General features: G+C 56.8%; 21 protein-coding genes. 7 read left to right on the plus strand and 14 right to left on the minus strand.

The features are described from left to right. Positions 1 to 35: 35 nt before the first annotated feature. The 10 genes from WCX49_RS08320 to WCX49_RS08365 all read right to left on the minus strand — a co-directional run bounded on the left by WCX49_RS08320 (position 36) and on the right by WCX49_RS08365 (position 6,212). On the minus strand, positions 36 to 803 hold the full coding sequence (locus tag WCX49_RS08320; RefSeq protein WP_345984633.1) for an SDR family NAD(P)-dependent oxidoreductase: 768 nt from the start codon (positions 801 to 803) through the stop codon (positions 36 to 38). Positions 804 to 928: 125 nt separating this feature from the next. Continuing rightward, positions 929 to 1,267: a P-II family nitrogen regulator gene (locus WCX49_RS08325; protein ID WP_345984634.1), complete on the minus strand. Its 339-nt coding sequence runs from the start codon at positions 1,265 to 1,267 to the stop codon at positions 929 to 931. A 67-nt stretch (positions 1,268 to 1,334) separates the two neighbouring features. Further along, complete coding sequence (locus WCX49_RS08330; RefSeq protein ID WP_345984635.1) at positions 1,335 to 2,645, minus strand: ammonium transporter; 1,311 nt, start codon at positions 2,643 to 2,645, stop codon at positions 1,335 to 1,337. Positions 2,646 to 2,739: 94 nt separating this feature from the next. Beyond that, entirely contained in the window at positions 2,740 to 3,078 is a 339-nt protein-coding gene (locus WCX49_RS08335) for a hypothetical protein (RefSeq protein ID WP_345984636.1), read from the minus strand. A 19-nt stretch (positions 3,079 to 3,097) separates the two neighbouring features. Continuing rightward, on the minus strand, positions 3,098 to 3,373 hold the full coding sequence (locus WCX49_RS08340) for a hypothetical protein (protein WP_345984637.1): 276 nt from the start codon (positions 3,371 to 3,373) through the stop codon (positions 3,098 to 3,100). Positions 3,374 to 3,382: 9 nt separating this feature from the next. Beyond that, positions 3,383 to 3,778 carry a 4Fe-4S dicluster domain-containing protein gene (locus tag WCX49_RS08345; protein WP_345984638.1) on the minus strand — a complete coding sequence of 132 codons (396 nt, stop codon included), beginning with the start codon at positions 3,776 to 3,778 and terminating at the stop codon, positions 3,383 to 3,385. Between the two features lie 81 nt (positions 3,779 to 3,859). After that, positions 3,860 to 4,237, minus strand: coding sequence for a NifB/NifX family molybdenum-iron cluster-binding protein (locus WCX49_RS08350; protein WP_345984639.1), 378 nt, complete (start codon positions 4,235 to 4,237; stop codon positions 3,860 to 3,862). A 195-nt stretch (positions 4,238 to 4,432) separates the two neighbouring features. After that, positions 4,433 to 4,825, minus strand: coding sequence for a 4Fe-4S dicluster domain-containing protein (locus WCX49_RS08355; RefSeq protein WP_345984640.1), 393 nt, complete (start codon positions 4,823 to 4,825; stop codon positions 4,433 to 4,435). 27 nt (positions 4,826 to 4,852) lie between these two features. Continuing rightward, on the minus strand, positions 4,853 to 5,302 hold the full coding sequence (locus WCX49_RS08360) for a TOBE domain-containing protein (RefSeq protein WP_345984641.1): 450 nt from the start codon (positions 5,300 to 5,302) through the stop codon (positions 4,853 to 4,855). 10 nt (positions 5,303 to 5,312) lie between these two features. After that, a complete protein-coding gene (locus WCX49_RS08365; protein WP_345984642.1) occupies positions 5,313 to 6,212 on the minus strand; it encodes a NifU family protein in 900 nt (299 codons plus the stop codon). Positions 6,213 to 6,291: 79 nt separating this feature from the next. On the opposite strand from WCX49_RS08365, the gene WCX49_RS08370 reads away from it, so the two are divergent. The 4 genes from WCX49_RS08370 to WCX49_RS08385 are packed head-to-tail and all read left to right on the plus strand — an operon-like array spanning position 6,292 to position 8,097. Beyond that, positions 6,292 to 6,687: a NifB/NifX family molybdenum-iron cluster-binding protein gene (locus tag WCX49_RS08370; protein ID WP_345984643.1), complete on the plus strand. Its 396-nt coding sequence runs from the start codon at positions 6,292 to 6,294 to the stop codon at positions 6,685 to 6,687. Then, the gene (locus WCX49_RS08375; RefSeq protein ID WP_345984644.1) at positions 6,680 to 6,925 is read left to right on the plus strand and encodes a hypothetical protein; all 246 of its coding nucleotides are present in this window, start codon (positions 6,680 to 6,682) and stop codon (positions 6,923 to 6,925) included. Before WCX49_RS08370 ends, WCX49_RS08375 begins: the two co-directional genes overlap by 8 nt. Positions 6,926 to 6,961: 36 nt before the next feature. Further along, on the plus strand, positions 6,962 to 7,573 hold the full coding sequence (locus tag WCX49_RS08380; protein WP_345984645.1) for a hypothetical protein: 612 nt from the start codon (positions 6,962 to 6,964) through the stop codon (positions 7,571 to 7,573). Positions 7,574 to 7,593: 20 nt separating this feature from the next. Then, positions 7,594 to 8,097 carry a hypothetical protein gene (locus tag WCX49_RS08385; RefSeq protein WP_345984646.1) on the plus strand — a complete coding sequence of 168 codons (504 nt, stop codon included), beginning with the start codon at positions 7,594 to 7,596 and terminating at the stop codon, positions 8,095 to 8,097. A gap of 103 nt (positions 8,098 to 8,200) precedes the next feature. Here the strand turns inward: WCX49_RS08385 and WCX49_RS08390 are convergent, their stop codons facing one another. The 3 genes from WCX49_RS08390 to WCX49_RS08400 all read right to left on the minus strand — a co-directional run bounded on the left by WCX49_RS08390 (position 8,201) and on the right by WCX49_RS08400 (position 11,674). Next, positions 8,201 to 9,454 carry a M18 family aminopeptidase gene (locus WCX49_RS08390; RefSeq protein WP_345984647.1) on the minus strand — a complete coding sequence of 418 codons (1,254 nt, stop codon included), beginning with the start codon at positions 9,452 to 9,454 and terminating at the stop codon, positions 8,201 to 8,203. A 162-nt stretch (positions 9,455 to 9,616) separates the two neighbouring features. Beyond that, positions 9,617 to 11,116 carry a hypothetical protein gene (locus WCX49_RS08395; protein ID WP_345984648.1) on the minus strand — a complete coding sequence of 500 codons (1,500 nt, stop codon included), beginning with the start codon at positions 11,114 to 11,116 and terminating at the stop codon, positions 9,617 to 9,619. Between the two features lie 114 nt (positions 11,117 to 11,230). After that, on the minus strand, positions 11,231 to 11,674 hold the full coding sequence (locus tag WCX49_RS08400; RefSeq protein ID WP_345984649.1) for a thioredoxin domain-containing protein: 444 nt from the start codon (positions 11,672 to 11,674) through the stop codon (positions 11,231 to 11,233). 116 nt (positions 11,675 to 11,790) lie between these two features. Between WCX49_RS08400 and WCX49_RS08405 the strand changes: the two genes are divergently transcribed. Both WCX49_RS08405 and WCX49_RS08410 read left to right on the plus strand, forming a co-directional pair. Next, a complete protein-coding gene (locus WCX49_RS08405) occupies positions 11,791 to 12,651 on the plus strand; it encodes an NAD(P)-dependent oxidoreductase (protein ID WP_345984650.1) in 861 nt (286 codons plus the stop codon). Then, positions 12,648 to 13,346 (plus strand): SDR family oxidoreductase, encoded by a 699-nt coding sequence (locus tag WCX49_RS08410; protein WP_345984651.1) that lies wholly within the window; start codon positions 12,648 to 12,650, stop codon positions 13,344 to 13,346. The genes WCX49_RS08405 and WCX49_RS08410 overlap by 4 nt, the downstream gene beginning before the upstream one ends. A 21-nt stretch (positions 13,347 to 13,367) precedes the next feature. Here WCX49_RS08410 and dnaE read toward each other — a convergent pair whose 3' ends face one another. After that, on the minus strand, positions 13,368 to 16,988 hold the full coding sequence (gene dnaE / locus WCX49_RS08415; protein WP_345984652.1) for a DNA polymerase III subunit alpha: 3,621 nt from the start codon (positions 16,986 to 16,988) through the stop codon (positions 13,368 to 13,370). A gap of 167 nt (positions 16,989 to 17,155) precedes the next feature. Here dnaE and WCX49_RS08420 point away from each other — a divergent pair, with 167 nt between their 5' ends. Further along, a complete protein-coding gene (locus tag WCX49_RS08420) occupies positions 17,156 to 17,377 on the plus strand; it encodes a hypothetical protein (protein WP_345984653.1) in 222 nt (73 codons plus the stop codon). Positions 17,378 to 17,387: the final 10 nt, after the last annotated feature.

Genomic DNA, 17,387 nt, shown 5'->3' on the forward strand with positions numbered 1-17,387 from the left:
GCATCACTGCTTCTCCCTCCTTTATAGACACTCTCCTACCCGTTTCGGCTTAACACATATGGATTACGCTGCGCCGTCGGCATAATCAGCACATCCTGGATATTGACATGCTGGGGTGCCTGCAGAATGTAAAGTGCCAGGTCGGCGATATCGTCGGCATACAGCGGCTCATACCCCTCGTAGACCGCGTCGGCCTGAGCCTTGTCACCCGAAAAACGGGTCGTCGAGAAGTTCGTTTCCACCGCGCCCGGTGCGATGTTGCCGACCCGCACGGCCGTCCCCGCCAGGTCGATATTCATCGCCTCCGTCAGCGCATGGACGGCCGATTTTGTCGCGCAGTAGACATTGCCGCCCGGGTAGGTCATCTTCCCGGCGATGGAGCCGATATTGAGGATATGACCGCAGTTGCGCGAACGCATCTGCGGGATGACGGCGCGGCTGACATAGAGCAGCCCCTTGATGTTCGCATCGATCATCTCTTCCCACTGATCCACATCTCCTGCATCGACGGGAGAAAGTCCCAGCGCCAGGCCGGCGTTGTTGACCAGGATATCGATAACGGTATCCTCCAACAAAGCGTGCATGGCAGCCTCGGCTGCCTGCCGGTCGCGGACATCGAAAGACAAGGTATCGATTACAACGCCGTATTCCGACAGTGCCGACTTAAGCGTCTCCAGCTTTGCCGGATCGCGGCCGTGCAGGACCAGGTCCGCTCCCGCTTCGGCAAGGCGGTGTGCGCATGCCTCGCCTATTCCCGATGTCGCGCCGCTGACAAAGGCACGTTTTCCCGCTAATGATTTCACAACTGACCCCCAAAATATAATGGAGACAATCTATCGGTTTTACGGTGAAAAGGGGCTAAAAAAGAGGAGGTATTTTTGAAAGTATGGTGGAGAAAAAGAGGCGGGAGAGCCCGCCGGGTAGAGGCTTAAACCGCTTCGGAGCCGGATTCGCCGGTACGGATACGGATAATCTTTTCGACATCGCTGATGAAGATCTTGCCGTCACCGATCTTGCCGGTGCGTGCCGCTTCGACGATCGTGTCGACGACCTGGTCGACCGATGCCGCCTCGACGACCATCTCCATTTTGACTTTCGGCAGGAAGTCAACGACGTACTCCGCACCGCGGTAGAGCTCGCTGTGCCCTTTCTGGCGCCCGTACCCTTTCACTTCGCTGACCGTCATACCGGTAATACCGATCTCAGCCAGGGCATCTTTCACATCCTCAAGCTTGAACGGCTTGATGATCGCTTCTACTTTTTTCATTCTGACAATCCTTTTTGTGCTTTGTATTGTAACACTGTTCGGAAGCCGAAGCCCCCGAGCCGTTCAATTAGAGGTTGAATCCGCGTTCGCCGTGGATGGACTCATCCAGACCCATTGTTTCCGTCTCTTCGTCAACGCGTGCACCGCCGGTGATCGCAGAGGAGATCAGGTAGACAATGACCGTACCGACCAGGGTCCACAGACCAACGATCAGGACAGACTCGAACTGGACGAAGAGCTGACCCATACGGTCGCCGCTTGCTTTGAGCGGACCGTCCCAGAGGAGGTCCTGGTCATTGAGCGCGAAGATACCCGTAGCGATCGCACCCCACAGACCGGCGAGGAAGTGGATACCGAATGCATCGAGGCTGTCGTCGTAGCCCAGTTTCTTTTTCAGGATAGCAACACCGAAGAAGCCGATGAGTGCACCGACGATACCGACGATGAAGGCACCGCCGACGCCGACGAAGCCGGCTGCCGGAGTGATCGCGACGAGACCGGCAACGATACCGGAAGCGATACCGAGCAGGGTCGGTTTCTTGAACATGAACCACTCGATCAGCATCCAGGTGACACCCGCAGCTGCCGTAGCGATCGTTGTTGTCAGAACCGCGAGACCTGCAACGGCGTTTGCACCGAATGCGGAACCGCCGTTGAAGCCGTACCAGCCGAACCACAGCAGGGCTGCACCGGCAGCAGTGAGGATAATGCTCACCGGTTTGATCGGAGATTTCGGGTAACCTGCACGTTTACCGAGCATGATCGCCAGGACCAGACCGGCCAGACCGCCGTTCATGTGGACAACCGTACCGCCGGCGAAGTCAAGTGCACCCTCATCGAAGAGGTAGGCACCGTCGCCGCCCCATACCATGTGCGTAATCGGTGCGTAAACCACCAGGCCCCAGAGGACAACGAAGAGCATCCATGTGGAGAACTTCATACGCTCGATCGCGGAACCGGATGCGATGGCAACGGTGATCGCTGCGAACGTACCCTGGAAGGCGATGAAGACGAAGGTCGGGTAGGAACCGGACAGGTCAGACCAGTTGATACCGGAAAGGAAGACGTTGCCGAAGCCGCCGAACACGTTCTGCAGTGCTGCGCTCTCGCTCGCACCGAAGGCGATGGAGTAGCCTGCAATGACCCAGACCACGAAGGCAACAACAAAGGCACCCATCACCATTGCATAGGTATTAAGGACGTTCTTTGTACGTGTCATCCCGGCGTAAAAGAGCGCCAGGCCTGCCGGCGTCATCAGCAGTACGAATGCGGTTGACACCATCATCCAGGCCGTATCACCTGTATCGAGCGTTGGAGCATCCTCTGCCAGCGCAAGCGTCGGCAGAAGCATCATCATGGACAAAAGCCACTTCTTCATTGGTTAATCCTTTTTTCGCAGCCTTGACTGCGGAAGTTTCATGAAAATAGTATACAATTTTGTCGGCTTTTTACTCGATATGGGTGGTTATTTTTTAGGCAGCATATCGCTTTCGTATGTCGGCTTTGAACGCTTTCATCTTGGGACGGGTGATTTTATCCATCGCAAACTCCCGCAGGGGCTTGATCTGCGCGGTGATCTCCTCGGTGAGTGATGAACGTCCCGCCGCGATAAGTGCGGTGACGTCATTTTCAAAGAGATTGCACTTTTTTTCAGGCAGTGCATCATACAGCGCCATAAAGAGCGCCTTCTGTTCCGTACTCATCTTGCAGGTGTCATCGGAGATCTTCAGGGCTACGGTCACGGCGCATCCGGTTTCAAAAGGGTCCAGTGCTGCAGCGATTTCCTGCAGTCTTTCGGTATTAAAGTTCATAAGGCATCCGGACTTTCCTTTAACAGCTTTCGCATCTGTCGATACCGAGGCGCTCAAGCAGTTCCGTGAAGAACTCGCCGCCGTCACGGTCATAGTCGTCGTGAAACTCGATATAGATGGAAGCGTTGCCGTAGTGATTGAGATTAGGAGTGAGACCGCGCCGCTTGGAGACCGACGCAATCGTCTCGAGGATACGCGACTTCAGAGCGGCGGTGCCGTCGAAATCAAGCTGTAATCCCTGGTACCGCTTTTCGCGCTGATGATAGGCGCGGATAGTTGCGGCCGTATCAGCCATCTAGGGCCTTTACCCCGCCTCGTTGAGTTCTTCGGGCTCTTCTTCGACAAGTTTGCCGACACCGCGGTCTTCAACCGGGATATCCTCGCGGAATTTCTTTTTGCGGAACGACGGCGTTTTGAGCTTGCCGTTTTTTTCGCCGAGCTTGTAGATCTCTTCGTTCAGGAAATGCTCTTCGAACTCCGGGGTGAACGGCATGTCCCACGTGATCGTACCGATGCTCGGGCAGATCGCGGCGCATTGCGGGTCATCATAGATCCCGACGCACTCGACACACTTTTCAGGCTGGACATAGTAGCGGCTCTCACCGGTAGGGTTGTCCGAATCGTCTACGATAGCGTTGACCGGACAGACTTGCAGACAGGCGTCGCAGGTGATACATTTGTCATCAATAATTACAGCCATAATTTTTCCTTTTGGGTTTGTTGCGGATTTGATCCTTGTGAAACCTCCGTCATCCCGGGGGTTTTAGAAGAATCAACTTCCTCAGGCGCTGCGCTGGGCACCTTTGTGGAAAGCGCGCAGCAGCCAGATCGGCGGCTGCGTGTTCAGCATCTCGTGGATCTGGTCGATCGCGCCTTTGAGGTCTTCCCCTTCGGCGACCTTGACGGGGTGGATCCCCGCGGCCTGGACCATCTTCGAGGCCTTCGGCCCGATCTGGGTGCAGTACATGATGTCCGCCTCCTCGATCGTCCCGATCTTATAGTTGAGCTTCGCCACTTCCTCTTCAGGCTCATCAGAACTGTCGATGACTTTGAGCAGCGTCGCGCTCTCTTTATCGATTTCGTAAAGATGGAAAGTCTTGGACCAGCCGAAGTGCTGATCGATCTTCTCGCCCGTTGATGAAGCAAATGCAATTCTCATGATGACTACCTTTTGTGTATGATACGACTGGAAGCTTCTCGCTTCACCGTAGTCTTTCATGTGTCAAATACCCTCTCCCGCCGAAAAGGTGCTTGACACATGAAAGCCAATACGTGCCAAGGGCACGTGAGCCTACTGCTGAAGTAAACTCAGCGTTAGCGTAGTGTCAGGGGCTTTGCTCCTGACACGTACAAATTAAAATGAATCGGCGACGTTGGCATGGGCTTCGCGTGCATCCATACCGATCTCGTCCATGAACTTCTGCTCCTTGACGGATGGAAGCATCAGGCCTTTTTTCTTGTGTTCGCGGATCTTGTAGGTACCGTCTTCGTTTCCTTTGGCGTAGTACTCTTCGAAGTCAACCGTGAACGGCATATCCCATACGATGGAACCCTCAGTCGGGCACGCTTCCGCACAACGCGGTGTATCCGCATGACCGACACACTCGACACAGGTCTCCGGCTTCACATAGAAGCGCTCGTCGTCATAAGGGTTCTTTTCGTCACCGTTGCTCAGAATTGCCGCGACCGGACACTCCGGTGCACATGCGTCACAGTTGATGCACTCATCCGTAATCATTACTGCCATTTGTTTCTCCTGTAAAAAGTATGCTTATCAGTTTGCAACTTTCGTTCCCGAACGCTTCTTGAAACTCTCCACTGTCATCGGGACCACATCGGGCTCCAGGTGGATATCCACGCCGCGCAGCAGCATCGTCGCCCTGCACCCCACTTCGAGGCCGAGCTCCCGGCATGCGTTTTCCGTGATCAGCGAAACCACCGTCCCGATATCGCTCTCGAAGGTCAGTTCGCAGAGCGAGTCTTTGCTGCGGATCTTCAGGAGCGTACCCGGAATGCGGTTTTCAATGGAGACCTTGCCCGGACACTCCTTGCTGATACAGACCGAAGCCTCCTGGAAACTGAAGAGGACCTTTTCACCCACCCCGGCCCAAAGCGGTGTCTTTGTTTTGATTAGACGGACCTGCGTGTCATTGCACTGCAGGGTGATATAGGTGACGATGTCCGTCTGTTCGATCTCGGTAACGACTGCGGCGATCTTGTTCATCCTCTTCCCCTTACATCAGGTAAAGGACGACATTTTTGTCGATCAGCTCCTCGAAAGCGTCGAGCAGCATATCCGCTGTCGACGTTGAACCGAGGTGACAGCCCGAACAGGCACCAAGGTAGTTCAACCAGATCTGCGGGGTCTCGCCCGGAAGGTAATTGAGCAGCTCGATCCCGCCGCTGTCGGCTTCGAGGGTCGGGCGGATCTTCTGGTCGATCACCTGCATCACCAGCGTGATCTGCTTTTCCACCGGCAGGCTGCGGAACGGTTCGTTGCGCAGGGTCGCCAGCTCTTTGTTGCTGACATAGGTGACGACTTCCTGTGCCCGTACATTGTTATTGTGCGCGGCGGTAATCAGGTAGCGCATCGCTTCGGCCTTCTGCCCCTCTTCTTTGAGGAGCATGCCCGCTTTGAACTGGGCGTCGACATGGCCGATATCGGCGGCGGCTCTGTAGTACTGCAGCGCCCCTTTGGCATCGGGCGTACCGTCGATCCCTTTCTCATGGATCTGCGCCAGGCTCATCATCGCATGCATATTGCCGCGCTCCGCCGCTTTGGCAAACCACGTTTTTGCCGCTTCGATGTCGCGGCCGCACCCTTTACCCTGCATCGCCATGACCCCCAGGTTCACCATGGCGTTGGCATCCGCCTTTGCCGCCGAATCGACAAAGAGGTCGTAGGCCTCTTTATACTGTTTGGCCTCGTAGGCGCTCACGCCCGCTTCGAATGTAGTCATTTTCTGCTCCTCCTGATTTTGAAAATAGGCTTCGAGCCGTTCATACGCATCCTCTTCGGCCTCCTCGAAGGAGTCGCCGATCCCTTTGATCTCCGGGAAATCGACGAACTGGGCGACGCAACCGTCCCCCTCCTCGTTGGAAAAACCGAAATAATCGAGTGCATACTTTTTCATACCCGGCCTTGTGCAAAGAACGTTCCAGACAGTGGAACACTTTTTGCAAACATAAGCAAAAATCATCTAAGGAGGCGACATGATCGCTATACCGGTGGACAAGGCACAGATGGATGCCAAGTCATCGACACTTTTTGGAAATGTTCAGGCATTCGCCCTATATAATAATGATGAAAAGGCGTTTCACTTCATTCCGAACGAGGGCAAAGGAGACGGCATCATGACTGCCAACCTGCTTGCAGACCATTCCGTCACTTCTGTTGTCTACTCTTTTATGGGGGACGGTCCATTCGGGATCCTGAACCGCGAGGGGGTCAACGTCTACTACCTCGGTAAAGAGCCGATGTCGCTCATGAGCATCATCGAGGGGCTGGACAAAGAAAACTTCGTCAAGGTCGACGCTGCGAATGCACAGACCTACCTTGACCCGGGCACGGCATCGGGAACGTGCGGATGCGGATGCAGCCATGACTGAGATTATCACCAAAGAGATGCATGAGATCCGCGGCCTGATCGCACAGACTGTCGCCAAGCGCAATGCGCTCAAGGCGGAGATGCAGGAGTGGTACGACCGCTTCCCCAACGAACGCTTCGGCAAGTTCAAGGACCTGATCGCCGTTGACGGCGTGCTCTCGCAGCTCGATTCACACTACAAACAGCTCTGGGACTTCCACAATGCCCGCACGGATAGCGTGCAGAAAAAGGCAATGTAAGGGATGCCGGAGTACAGCAAGGCCAGTAAGGCCCGCGTGCCTGATGAGACCTCTGGGTACAGTGAAAAAGGGCGGCTGACAGCCGCCGGTGCGCAGATCGACCGCTACCGGATCATCCTGGACAAGGACAATTTCCAGCCCGAAGAACCCCACTGGCGGCGTATCAGCAAGAATACCGTCAGCCTTTTCCAGGTCCTGATCGACCAGGACCTCAAAGAGCTTGTCATGGTGCTCGAACACTACCCCCGCTACATTGAGTGGGTGTGTGAACACTTCCGCTATGCCTACAGCTACAGCGAGAACGAAGCGAGCATCGACGCCGCTTCCCGGCTCCTGGAACTTGGGGAGCCCTTCTTCACGAAACAGTTCGTCCGCAACCTCGTCCGCAAGCTCCCGCGCCTCGATACGATGGAGCTCGAAAGGCTCAAAACGTTCGCCGAAGCGGTTGCGGCACACCACGGGCAGTGGCACCCCATCATTACGAACCACTACTGCGACGCCATCGGAGAGAGCGTCGAATCCCGGAAACTGCATCCGCTGCAGCGCCTGGCCATCACCGGCAAGATCGCGAACATTACACGGATCGAAACCTTCGAGTACGACGCCGAAGACCGCGACGCCGTCCTCGATATCCCCTACATGAATTGAATTGAACAGAAAGGTTACCTATGGATAAAGAAACCCTCAAAGAAGAACTGCTTAAACACGCGCGCAACGCTTTTGAAACCGCTTCGACCCTGCACGAGAACGAGCGTATCGAAGTCTACCTGCACGACGGTGTCGCCAAAACCTCGGATGTCCTCGACGACAGCGACGAAATCCTCTACGGCGACAACCGGGTGCTGTGCTACCAGATCCAGGGGTACGACTACCTCGAAGGCGAGATCAAAACCTGGATCGACTATGCCCGGGTCATTCAGGAACCCACCGATGAGATGCCGCTGCCCGAACCCACCGACATCGAAAAATCGATCCGCGAGCTTATCGACACGCTGGCGAAATCCAAAGGGGTAAGCCGTGATGATATCAGCTCCTTCGAGGTCTTCGCCAACCTGCCGATGGACCTGCTGGGTTCTATCGAACAGCAGATCATCGAATACTGGTGGAGTGCGGAAGAGGAAGAAAACGGCAAGAAACTCGCCCTGGCGCAGATCGAAGAGGCATTGGCCTAAATCATTCAACGATATCCGGGCACAGTCCGGATAGTCTAACCGCACATACTTTCACCACTTACTTCAGTGAAAGTACCCTCACCCTTTCTTTGGCATTGACGCTTCAAAGCGCCAGCAGCATCTCGTAGAGTTCGAAAGCGTCCTTCGTACCGGCCAGTTCACGGATGGAGTGCATGGCGAAAGTAGGCAGCCCGACGTCGAGGGTCTCGATGCCCAGCCGCGTCGCGGTGATGGGGCCGATGGTGGAGCCGCACCCCATGTCGCTGCGGGTGACGAACTCCTGCAGCGGGTGTCCGGCGCGCTCCGAAGCGAGTACGAACCGTGAAACGGTGCGGGAGTTCGACGCATAGCGCTGGTTGGCGTTGAGTTTCAGCACCAGTCCCTTGTTGATATAGGGGGCGTGCTCCGGGTCGTGCTTGTGGGCGTAGTTGGGGTGCTGCGCATGGGCATTGTCACACGAGACCATCAGCGAGCGCTGGCAGAGCTGCACGAAGGCTTCGTAGCTCCCCGTCATGCGCTGCATCGTATTTTCCAGGAAAGGTCCCGCCGCCCCGCTGGTGCTCTCGCTGCCGACCTCTTCGTGGTCGGAAAGGATCATCAGGTAGGGGCGGTCATTGCCGACGCTGCAGATGGCGAGCAGCGCCACGTAGCAGCTCAGCAGGTTGTCCAGGCGCGCCGAGGCGATAAACTCCTTGGCCACACCGACGTAGGAAGCCTTCTGCGTATCATAGAGGCTCAGTTCGTGCGACAGCAGCCGCTCGAAATCGGCCACCCCTGCCGCAACAAGCTGCTTGCCTACCCACGCTTCAAAGTCGAAACTTTCGTCGCAGCCGATGAGTGCGGGCAGGTCCGTCTGGGGATTAACGGAACGGCTCTGGTTCGCCTCGCGGTCGAGGTGGATCGCCAGCGACGGGATCACCGCTACCGCATCTCCCGTGTCTATGTTCGCCTCTTTGATCTCCCCCGATGCCGTCTTGTAGGCGACCCGACCGGCAATGCCGAGGTCCCGGTCGAACCAGGGGTTCATAAGCAGCCCGCCGTAGGGCTCCACGCCCAGGCGTACGGTGCCGCTGCCTTTGAGGACCGGTGACGGCTTCAGTTTGAGGTTGGGCGAATCGGTGTGCGCCCCGAACATGACGTAGTCGCTCTCCCCCGTATAGGTGAAAGCGATCACTGAAGAGGCGTTGCGGGTCGTGTAATAGCGCTTGCCCGCCTCCAGCGACCATTCGCCGCGTTCGTCCAGGTAGGTAAACCCGGCATTCTCCAGCATTCCCGTGACGTTGCTTACCGCGTGAAACGGCGTCGGCGACGCATCTAGAAAGCCCAAAAGTCCGTCGTTGAAATCTTCTCGAGTCATAAATTATTCCATTTTGAATTCCCAAACATTATAGCGTCCAGTCCAAGGGATCATACTTAGAAACCGTTCTCAGCCTTACTCTATCAAGCTCTGCCTCGTCCACTCACTCATGAACGGTTATTAAACCATCCCACACTATATATCCGTGTCAATGGTTCTTTCTTACTGAAAATTGTTCTCCATCCAGCTAAGGTCATAACGCCAAAGCGCATAAAACTTAACCTGGTCATCTATCCCGCGACTGTTGGCATCTGCATTAAAATCGTACATCTCCGCACCCAGCACAAGGCTGGCGTTTTTTGAAAATGTGTATGTAGGGAATTGTCCCCGGAGCACACTGACTTTATAATCACCTATTTCTCCCCATTTGTACTCCGCATACATTTCCGGACTGCTGGAGATCCGTACCCCCCACGACCACATGGGTGTCAAGCGCGAACCGTCCGCCTCGCTGCTAAAATAACTCTCCCCCGAATCCTCGATGCTCATTAGCCCATAGGTTCCAACAATGCCGATGTCATAATAAAAACGCGCCCCATCGATCGCCTCATCGTTACGAAAGAAGGGCCAATATGCACCGATTCTACCTACCCCCGTACGGGCCACTTCTGTCACGTTGACATCCCCTGTGTTTTCCTGCTTCTCATCATTCACGACCAGTCCCGAAACGGCTAGGTCAAAAAAGACATGTAGCCTCGTGATGGAAAAGCCCTGCCAAATCCCGCTGTGCGTTTCGCTGGGATCAAGTTCCATCTGACGGTAGACGCTCAGACCGAACCGTCCCGTCCCGTCTTTGAGTAAGTTATCGGTCCCCAGGAACTCGTACCCGGCGTATATTTTGACAAACCAGTTGTTGTAATCATAAATATCCTGGAAGAAACGCTCGTCTTTTGGAAGGCGGATGGAAATATTGGCATCGGACAGCCGGCGAAGCTCTACTTTTTCCTGTTCAAGCTTTTCACGCTGTTTTACAGTCTCCTCTTTGGAGAACACATCCTTGTCAAGGTTTGACGTACGTTCGGAATAAGCAGTGAAGATCTCTGTCGCAATACGGCGCAGACAACTTTCGTTTTTATAGAGCTGCCACTGTTCGTCATCCGATAGGATGCGGTTGAACATCGAGGTTTTCTGCTTTGTCCGTAATCGACTCACAACTGCAAGCGCTTCGTCCATGTCGCAAAACTGATGATAATCCGCAGGTGTTTGCTTTGCAGCTTCAAGACGTTTTATGTTCCCGTCCTGCCTGGCGGCATAAGCGGCATACGAGGTGATCTTGGCTGGGCTTTTGCTCTGCAGCTGTCCCGTTTTATCATCTGTGCTTTTCCAGTCGAAACATGCGGTGCCGCACGCCTTGTCGAAGTAAGCTTCGATCAAGGGCCTCTCTTCACCGAGCCGGTTTAGATCGTCCACCGGCACGAACAGTCTGAGGAACGACACCTTATTAAGGCATGACGACTTCAACGACACATTCGATTCGTAAACATCGGTACAGACGAGGTTCCCGGTCGCCTTCAGTTCCTCGAAGAGGGCCTTGGGATACCCTTGTGTTTTGAGGGCTTTTTGAAAGTCACTCGTATCACTGGCATTGTAATCCAGAGGATTTGCCGACAGGGAAGCTGCCATTACCAGCTCGAACAGAACACCTAAAATAAACCACTTCATTTTATCCCCTTTGAGCATGCATGAATGCCAATCAATGACATATTGTTACATCTTTTAACAATTTATATCAATTGGTCTTAAAAAGAGCATGTATGTAGGTGATCATTTAGCCCTTTACAGCGTCATCTGGATCAGGCTCTCGGCCCACATGCTGAGCTGGTCTTTGGAGAGCTTGCTCGTGAAACGGTTCATCTCCATTCCACGGCTAAACGCAATGGTCGTAGGCAACTCGTTCACACCGTACTGCAGGGCCAGCGGGGCGTCATTGAGGGTATTGACCTTCAAAAAGCGTACTTCGAGGGCGCACGAAGCCGCCGCCTTTTCAAAATCGGGGGCCATCTCCATGCAGGGACCGCAGTCGGGGGAGTAGAAATCGACGATGACGGGAATGTCGTTTTCGGCAAGGTGGAGCTTGAACGTCTCCGCATCGCAGGCGACAGGAGTCGTATCGGTAAGGGGTTCGCCGCAGCTGCTGCAGAGCACCTCTTTCTTTTCGACTTCGTTGACAACGTTATTGACGACTTTGCAGTGGGGGCATACGATCTTGAGAGTGTCCATTTTTCGGCTCCGGGAGTGTAGTTGCCGGAGGGCATGCAAAATCCGTGCCCGTCGGCCGTTTACCCATTCCCCCGGCGCTTTGGCATAATAACGGCAATGCAATACAAGGAGTCACCATGCATCTGGGATTTATCGGGCTCGGACACCTCGGCCGCGCCGTCGCCGAAAGACTGCTGGCATGCGGGCATACGCTGAGCGTCTATAACCGCACGCCGCAGCGGGCGGAGGGGCTGGATGCCGAACTTTGCGACCACCCGCGCGACGTTATCGAGAAGTGCGACGTCGTACTGCTCTGCCTCTTTGACAGTGCCGCGGTCGATGTCGTTTTCGCCGGAGAGAACGGCCTGCTCGGCGCCAACGTCTCCGGCAAGACCGTCATCGACCTGACCACCAACCATTTCGACGCCGTCGCCGGTTTCCACGAGCGCTGCCGCCTTGCGGGGGCCTCCTACCTGGAGTGTCCGGTCCTCGGCAGCGTCGTCCCGGCTGCCAACGGGGCACTGACCGTCCTGGCCAGCGGGGAGGAGGAGGTATTCGAGCGCTCCAGAGACATCCTCGAAGCCATCGGCGCGCACCTTTTCTACCTGCGCGAATCGGGACGTGCGACAAAGATGAAGCTCGTTAACAACCTTGCCCTGGGCGGCATCATGGCTGTTCTGGCCGAAACGGTCGGAATAGGCGAAGCGGCCGGGATCGAACGTGGAACGCTTCTCGATATCCTCTCCGTCGGCGGCGGCAAATCCCTCGTGCTCGACGCCAAGCGCCAGAAACTGCTTGACGACGACTACACGCCCCACTTCTCCAACGCCCTGATCTACAAGGACCTGCACTGCCTGCAGGACCTCGCCTACGGGCTTGAGCAGCCGCTGTACACGGCCGGTATGGTCAAAGAGCTCTACGCGCGTACCTTCGCCGAAGGGTTCAGTGGCGAGGACTTCGCCTCCGTCGCCAAACTCTTCCGAAAGTTCGAACGGTGAAAACGCTCCTCATTACCGGCGCCGCGCAGGGGATCGGGCTGGGGACGGCCACCCTCTTCGCCGACCGCGGCTGGAACGTCTACGGCCTCGACATCCAGAGCGACCGTCTCGCTGCCGCCGCCCTCAAAGGGGGATTCGAACCGCTCGTCTGCGACCTCGCCGACCCCGAAAGCATTGTGGAGGCGGTAGCGTCGCTGCCGCAGCTCGACGCCCTCGTCAATAACGCCGCGACGAGTGCCAACGGTGACCCGCTTACCCTCTCTGTAGCGGAGTGGAAACGGGTCATCGACGTCAACCTGACCGCTCCCTTCCTCCTCAGCCGTGCCGCGGCGCCGCTGTTGGCTGCGAGCGGCGGCAGCATTGTCAATATCGCCTCGACCCGGGCCCTGATGAGCGAACCGCATACCGAGGCCTACAGCGCGAGCAAAGGGGGGCTGCTGAGCCTCACCCACGCCCTGGCCATGAGCCTCGCGCCCGTCCGCGTCAACGCCGTCAGCCCCGGCTGGATCGAACACGCCGCGCCCGATGCCCTGCGTAAAGAAGACCACGCCTTCCATCCTGCCGGACGGGTCGGATCGGTGGAGGATATTGCGGAGATGGTCTGGTATCTGACAAGCGAGGCGGCCCGCTTCATCACGGGCCAGAATTTCGTCATCGACGGCGGCGTGACGAAGAAGATGATCTATCCGGAGTAGAAGTCCCCTCCGGCAGCAGCGTTATGCGACGTCGACGTCCGAGAGAGTGGCCAGCTCCTCCATAATGGAGTTGTTGACGCGGATGGCCGAGTCGATGACGACGTTCTGGAGCTTGGAGACGATGTTGAGCTTCAGCGGGCGCGTACCCGGGTGGCGGCGCACCAGGCGGTAGAGTTCTTCGAGGCGCTCGACACCGTTGTCCAGGTGCAGGCGCAGGGTCAGCGGCTCCTGCGGTTTTTCCACGATCTTCGTACTGACCTTCTTGCTCTCTTTTTTCACCTCTTTGAGGGTCATGATCTTCGTGACGCTCGTACGGGTGAACATCTCCGTATGGGTTACCTTGACCTTGAAGGCAATAGGCTCGTCGAGGTTCATCGCCTCTAGCTCCTCGAGCTTGTCGCTGAAGAGCATCACCTCGAGGTTGCCGTGGAAGTCCATGACGTTGACGATGCCGAACTGGTTGCCTTTCTTGGAGATCTTCTTCGTGATCTCCTCGACCTTCCCGATAAAGATGGCATAGGAGCCGTCGGCGATGTTCTCCAGGTCGGACGAGAGGGTGTATTCGAGCTGGTCGAGCTCCTCGCGGTAATCATCGAGGGGGTGGCCGGAGACGTAGAAGCCCAGGGTCTCCTTCTCGAACTCGAGGATCTGCTTGAGCCCGAATTCCGGCGCGTTTTCGAGTTTGAGCTGTACCGTGGTGATGTCGGCATCGTCGCCGAAGAGGCTGCCCGCGGCGTTCTTGCGCGCCTGCATGGAGTCCTTGGCCGTTTCGATCACCGTCTCCATCTGCTCAAGCAGTGCGCGGCGCGAATACTGGTAGCGGTCGAAGCCCCCCGCCTTGGCGACGGATTCGAGCACTTTCTTGTTCACCTTCTGCGGGTCGATGCGGTTGACAAAGTCCTGCAGGTCCGTGAACTCGCCGTCCTTGCGCACCTCGAGGATCGATTTGACCGCGGAGGTCCCGACCCCCTTGATGGCGCCGAGCCCGAAGAGAATGTGGTCCTGGCCATCTTTGCGGGTGGCACTGAACTCGAGCTGCGAATCGTTGATATCCGGCGGGCTCAGTTCGATGCCCATCCGCTTGACCTCATCGATGTACTTGACGACCTTGTCGGTGTTGTCCTTTTCCGACGTCAGGAGTGCCGCCATGAACTCCTGCGGGTAGTAGGTCTTGAGCCACGCCGTCTGGAAGGTGACCATCGCATACGCCGCCGAGTGGGACTTGTTGAACCCGTAGCCGGCGAACTTCTCGATCAGGTCGAAGAGCGCGGAGGCTTTCTTGTAGTCCAGCCCCTGTTTCGCCGCCCCTTCGGAGAACTCGCGGTTGTACTTCTCCATCAGGTCCGCTTTCTTCTTACCCATCGCACGGCGGACGATATCCGCCCCGCCCAGGCTGAAGCCGCCGACGGTCTGGACGATCTGCATGACCTGCTCCTGGTAGACGATCATCCCGTAAGTCGGTTCCAGGGTGTCTTTGAGCATGTCGAAGCTGACCTCTTCGAAGGGGTAGAAGATCTTCTTGCGCCCATGCTTGCGCTCGATAAAGTCGTCAAGCATCCCCGACTCCATCGGTCCCGGGCGGTAGAGTGCCAGGACCGCAATGAGGTCTTCGAAGTTGGAGGGTTTGAGGCGTTTGTTCAGGTCCTGCATCCCGCTCGATTCGATCTGGAACATCCCGACCGTCGCCCCGCTCTGGATCACCTTGTAGACCTCGGGGTCGTCCACGTCGATCGTGTTCCAGTCGATCACCCTGTCATAGCGCGCCTTGACGAGCTTGATGGCGTTGTCGATGACGTCGAGGGTCTTGAGGCCGAGGAAGTCGAACTTGATCAGGTCGACGTCTTCGAGGTAGTTGAGCGAATACTGGGTGACGAAGGTCTCCTCCCCCGGCGGCTTGTAGATGGGGGTCTTCTTCCAGAGCTCTTCATTGCTGATGACGACCCCCGCCGCGTGCATCCCGGCATTGCGCTTGAGCCCTTCGAGCTTGAGGCTGAACTCCCAGACGCGCTTCGCCTGCGGGTCCGTGTCGATCAGCTCCTTGATCTTCGGCTCTTTCTGGAAAGCGCCCGGTTTGAAGTCGTCGCCCTTCTTCTTGCCGTTAAGGGTGATGCCCAGTTCTTCGGGGATGAGCTTCGCCATCTTGTCCGCCTGAGAGAGCGGCATATCGAGGACGCGGGAGACGTCGCGGATGACCCCCTTGGCCAGCAGGGAACCGAAGGTGATGATCTGCGCCACCTGGTTGCGGCCGTACTTGCGCACGACGTAGTCGATGACCTCGCCGCGGCGCGCCTGCATGAAGTCCATATCGATATCTGGCATGGAGACGCGTTCCGGGTTCAGGAAACGCTCGAACAGCAGGTCGTACTTCATCGGGTCGATGTCGGTGATCTCCAGCGCGTAGGCGACGAGGCTCCCCGCCGCGGAACCGCGGCCCGGGCCGACGGCGACACCCATCCGCTTGGCTTCGGCGACGAAGTCCCAGACGATGAGCATGTAGCCGGGGAACTTCATGGAGTTGATGACGTCCATCTCGTACTCAAGGCGTTCCCGGTACTCCTCGTGGCGCTCCGGCGGCACGTGTTTGAGGCGCTCTTCCAGCCCCAGGCGGCAGCGGTGGATGAAGAACTCCGCGTCGTTCTTGTCGGCGGCGCCCATCCATTTTTTCTTATCCTCGGCCGTCGCGTCCGGCCCCAGCGGCGCATCGTCGGTGTGATCGATGTCGAGCCCCTCTTTGGCGGCGTACTCGCGGGTAAACTTGAAGTTCGGCGGCGTCGGGTTGCCGAGTTCGAGTTCGAGCTGGCACTTGTCGACGATCTCCTGGGTCGCCTCCAATGCTTCGGGGACGTCCGCGTAGAGCCGCTCCATCTGTTCCGGGCTCTTGACGTAGAATTCATGCACCGAGTGGCGCAGGCGGTTGGGGTCGTCGTAGAGTTTATTCATCCCGATACACATGAACGCCTCGTGGTACTGGGCGTCGTCGGGGAAGGTGTAGTGTGTGTCGTTCGTGGCGACGAGCTTGATCCCCGTTTCCTGCGAGAGTTTCAGCAGCGGTTCGTCGATGAAGAGCTGGTCGGCGATGCCGTGGCGCATCAGCTCCAGGTAGAAGTCATCCCCAAAGATCTCCTTGTACTCCAGCGCCACCCGCTTCGCCTCGTCGTAACCGCCGGCGCCGAACTTGACGTTGCGTTCGCTGTTGGTGTTGAGGTGCCAGCTCACCTCGCCCTGCAGACAGGCGGAGGTACAGATAAGTCCCTCGCTGTGCTCGCGCAGCTCCTTTTTGGTGATGCGTGGGAAGTAGTAGAAGCCGTGGATATAGGCCATGGAAGAGAGGTACATCAGGTTCTCGTACCCCTTCTGGTTTTTCGCGTAGAGGCAGATGTGGAAACGCTGGCGGGTGCTCTTGTCATCCAGGGTCTCGCCGTTGTGGATATAGCCTTCCATCCCGATAATGGGCTTGATCCCCTCCCCTTTCATCTGGTGCCAGAAATCGATGGCGCCGAACATGTTTCCGTGGTCCGTCATCGCGACCGAAGTCATCCCCAGCTCCTTGACGCGTTTGACAAGGTTGCTGATCTTGTTCGCGCCGTCGAGCAGGGAGTATTCGGTGTGCAGGTGCAGATGGGTAAAGGGGTATTTGCTCATGGGGTTCCTCGTGCATAAGGGCACCTCCAAAACCCTGTACGGATCTCATAAGGTGCCCTATAAATCAAAAAACGATTATAGGGTCCGGGGGATAAAATGCGGCTGTGCCCGCCAGGTTAGCGCAACATGCTATGATGAGAGTTCCCGTACGCGGCAAAGGGAGGACGATGGACACTTTCAGAGACTTTCTACTGCGGCAGGGTCGGCGCTTCGGCCGGGCCGCCTGGATGTTTTATGCGCTGGTTTTCCTGCTTGCCGCGACCCTGCTGCTCGGCCTGGTCTATCTCCTTTTCGGCTGGCTGATCTATGTCAGCCCCAATGCCGTTCTGGTACTCACCGGCCTGCTCGTCATCCTTATCTTCTATACCCAGCGCCGACGCCGCCGGTAGTATAATGCCA

The sequence above is a fragment of the Sulfurimonas sp. HSL-1656 genome, from assembly GCF_039645585.1.
GTDB lineage: Bacteria > Campylobacterota > Campylobacteria > Campylobacterales > Sulfurimonadaceae > Thiomicrolovo > Thiomicrolovo subterrani.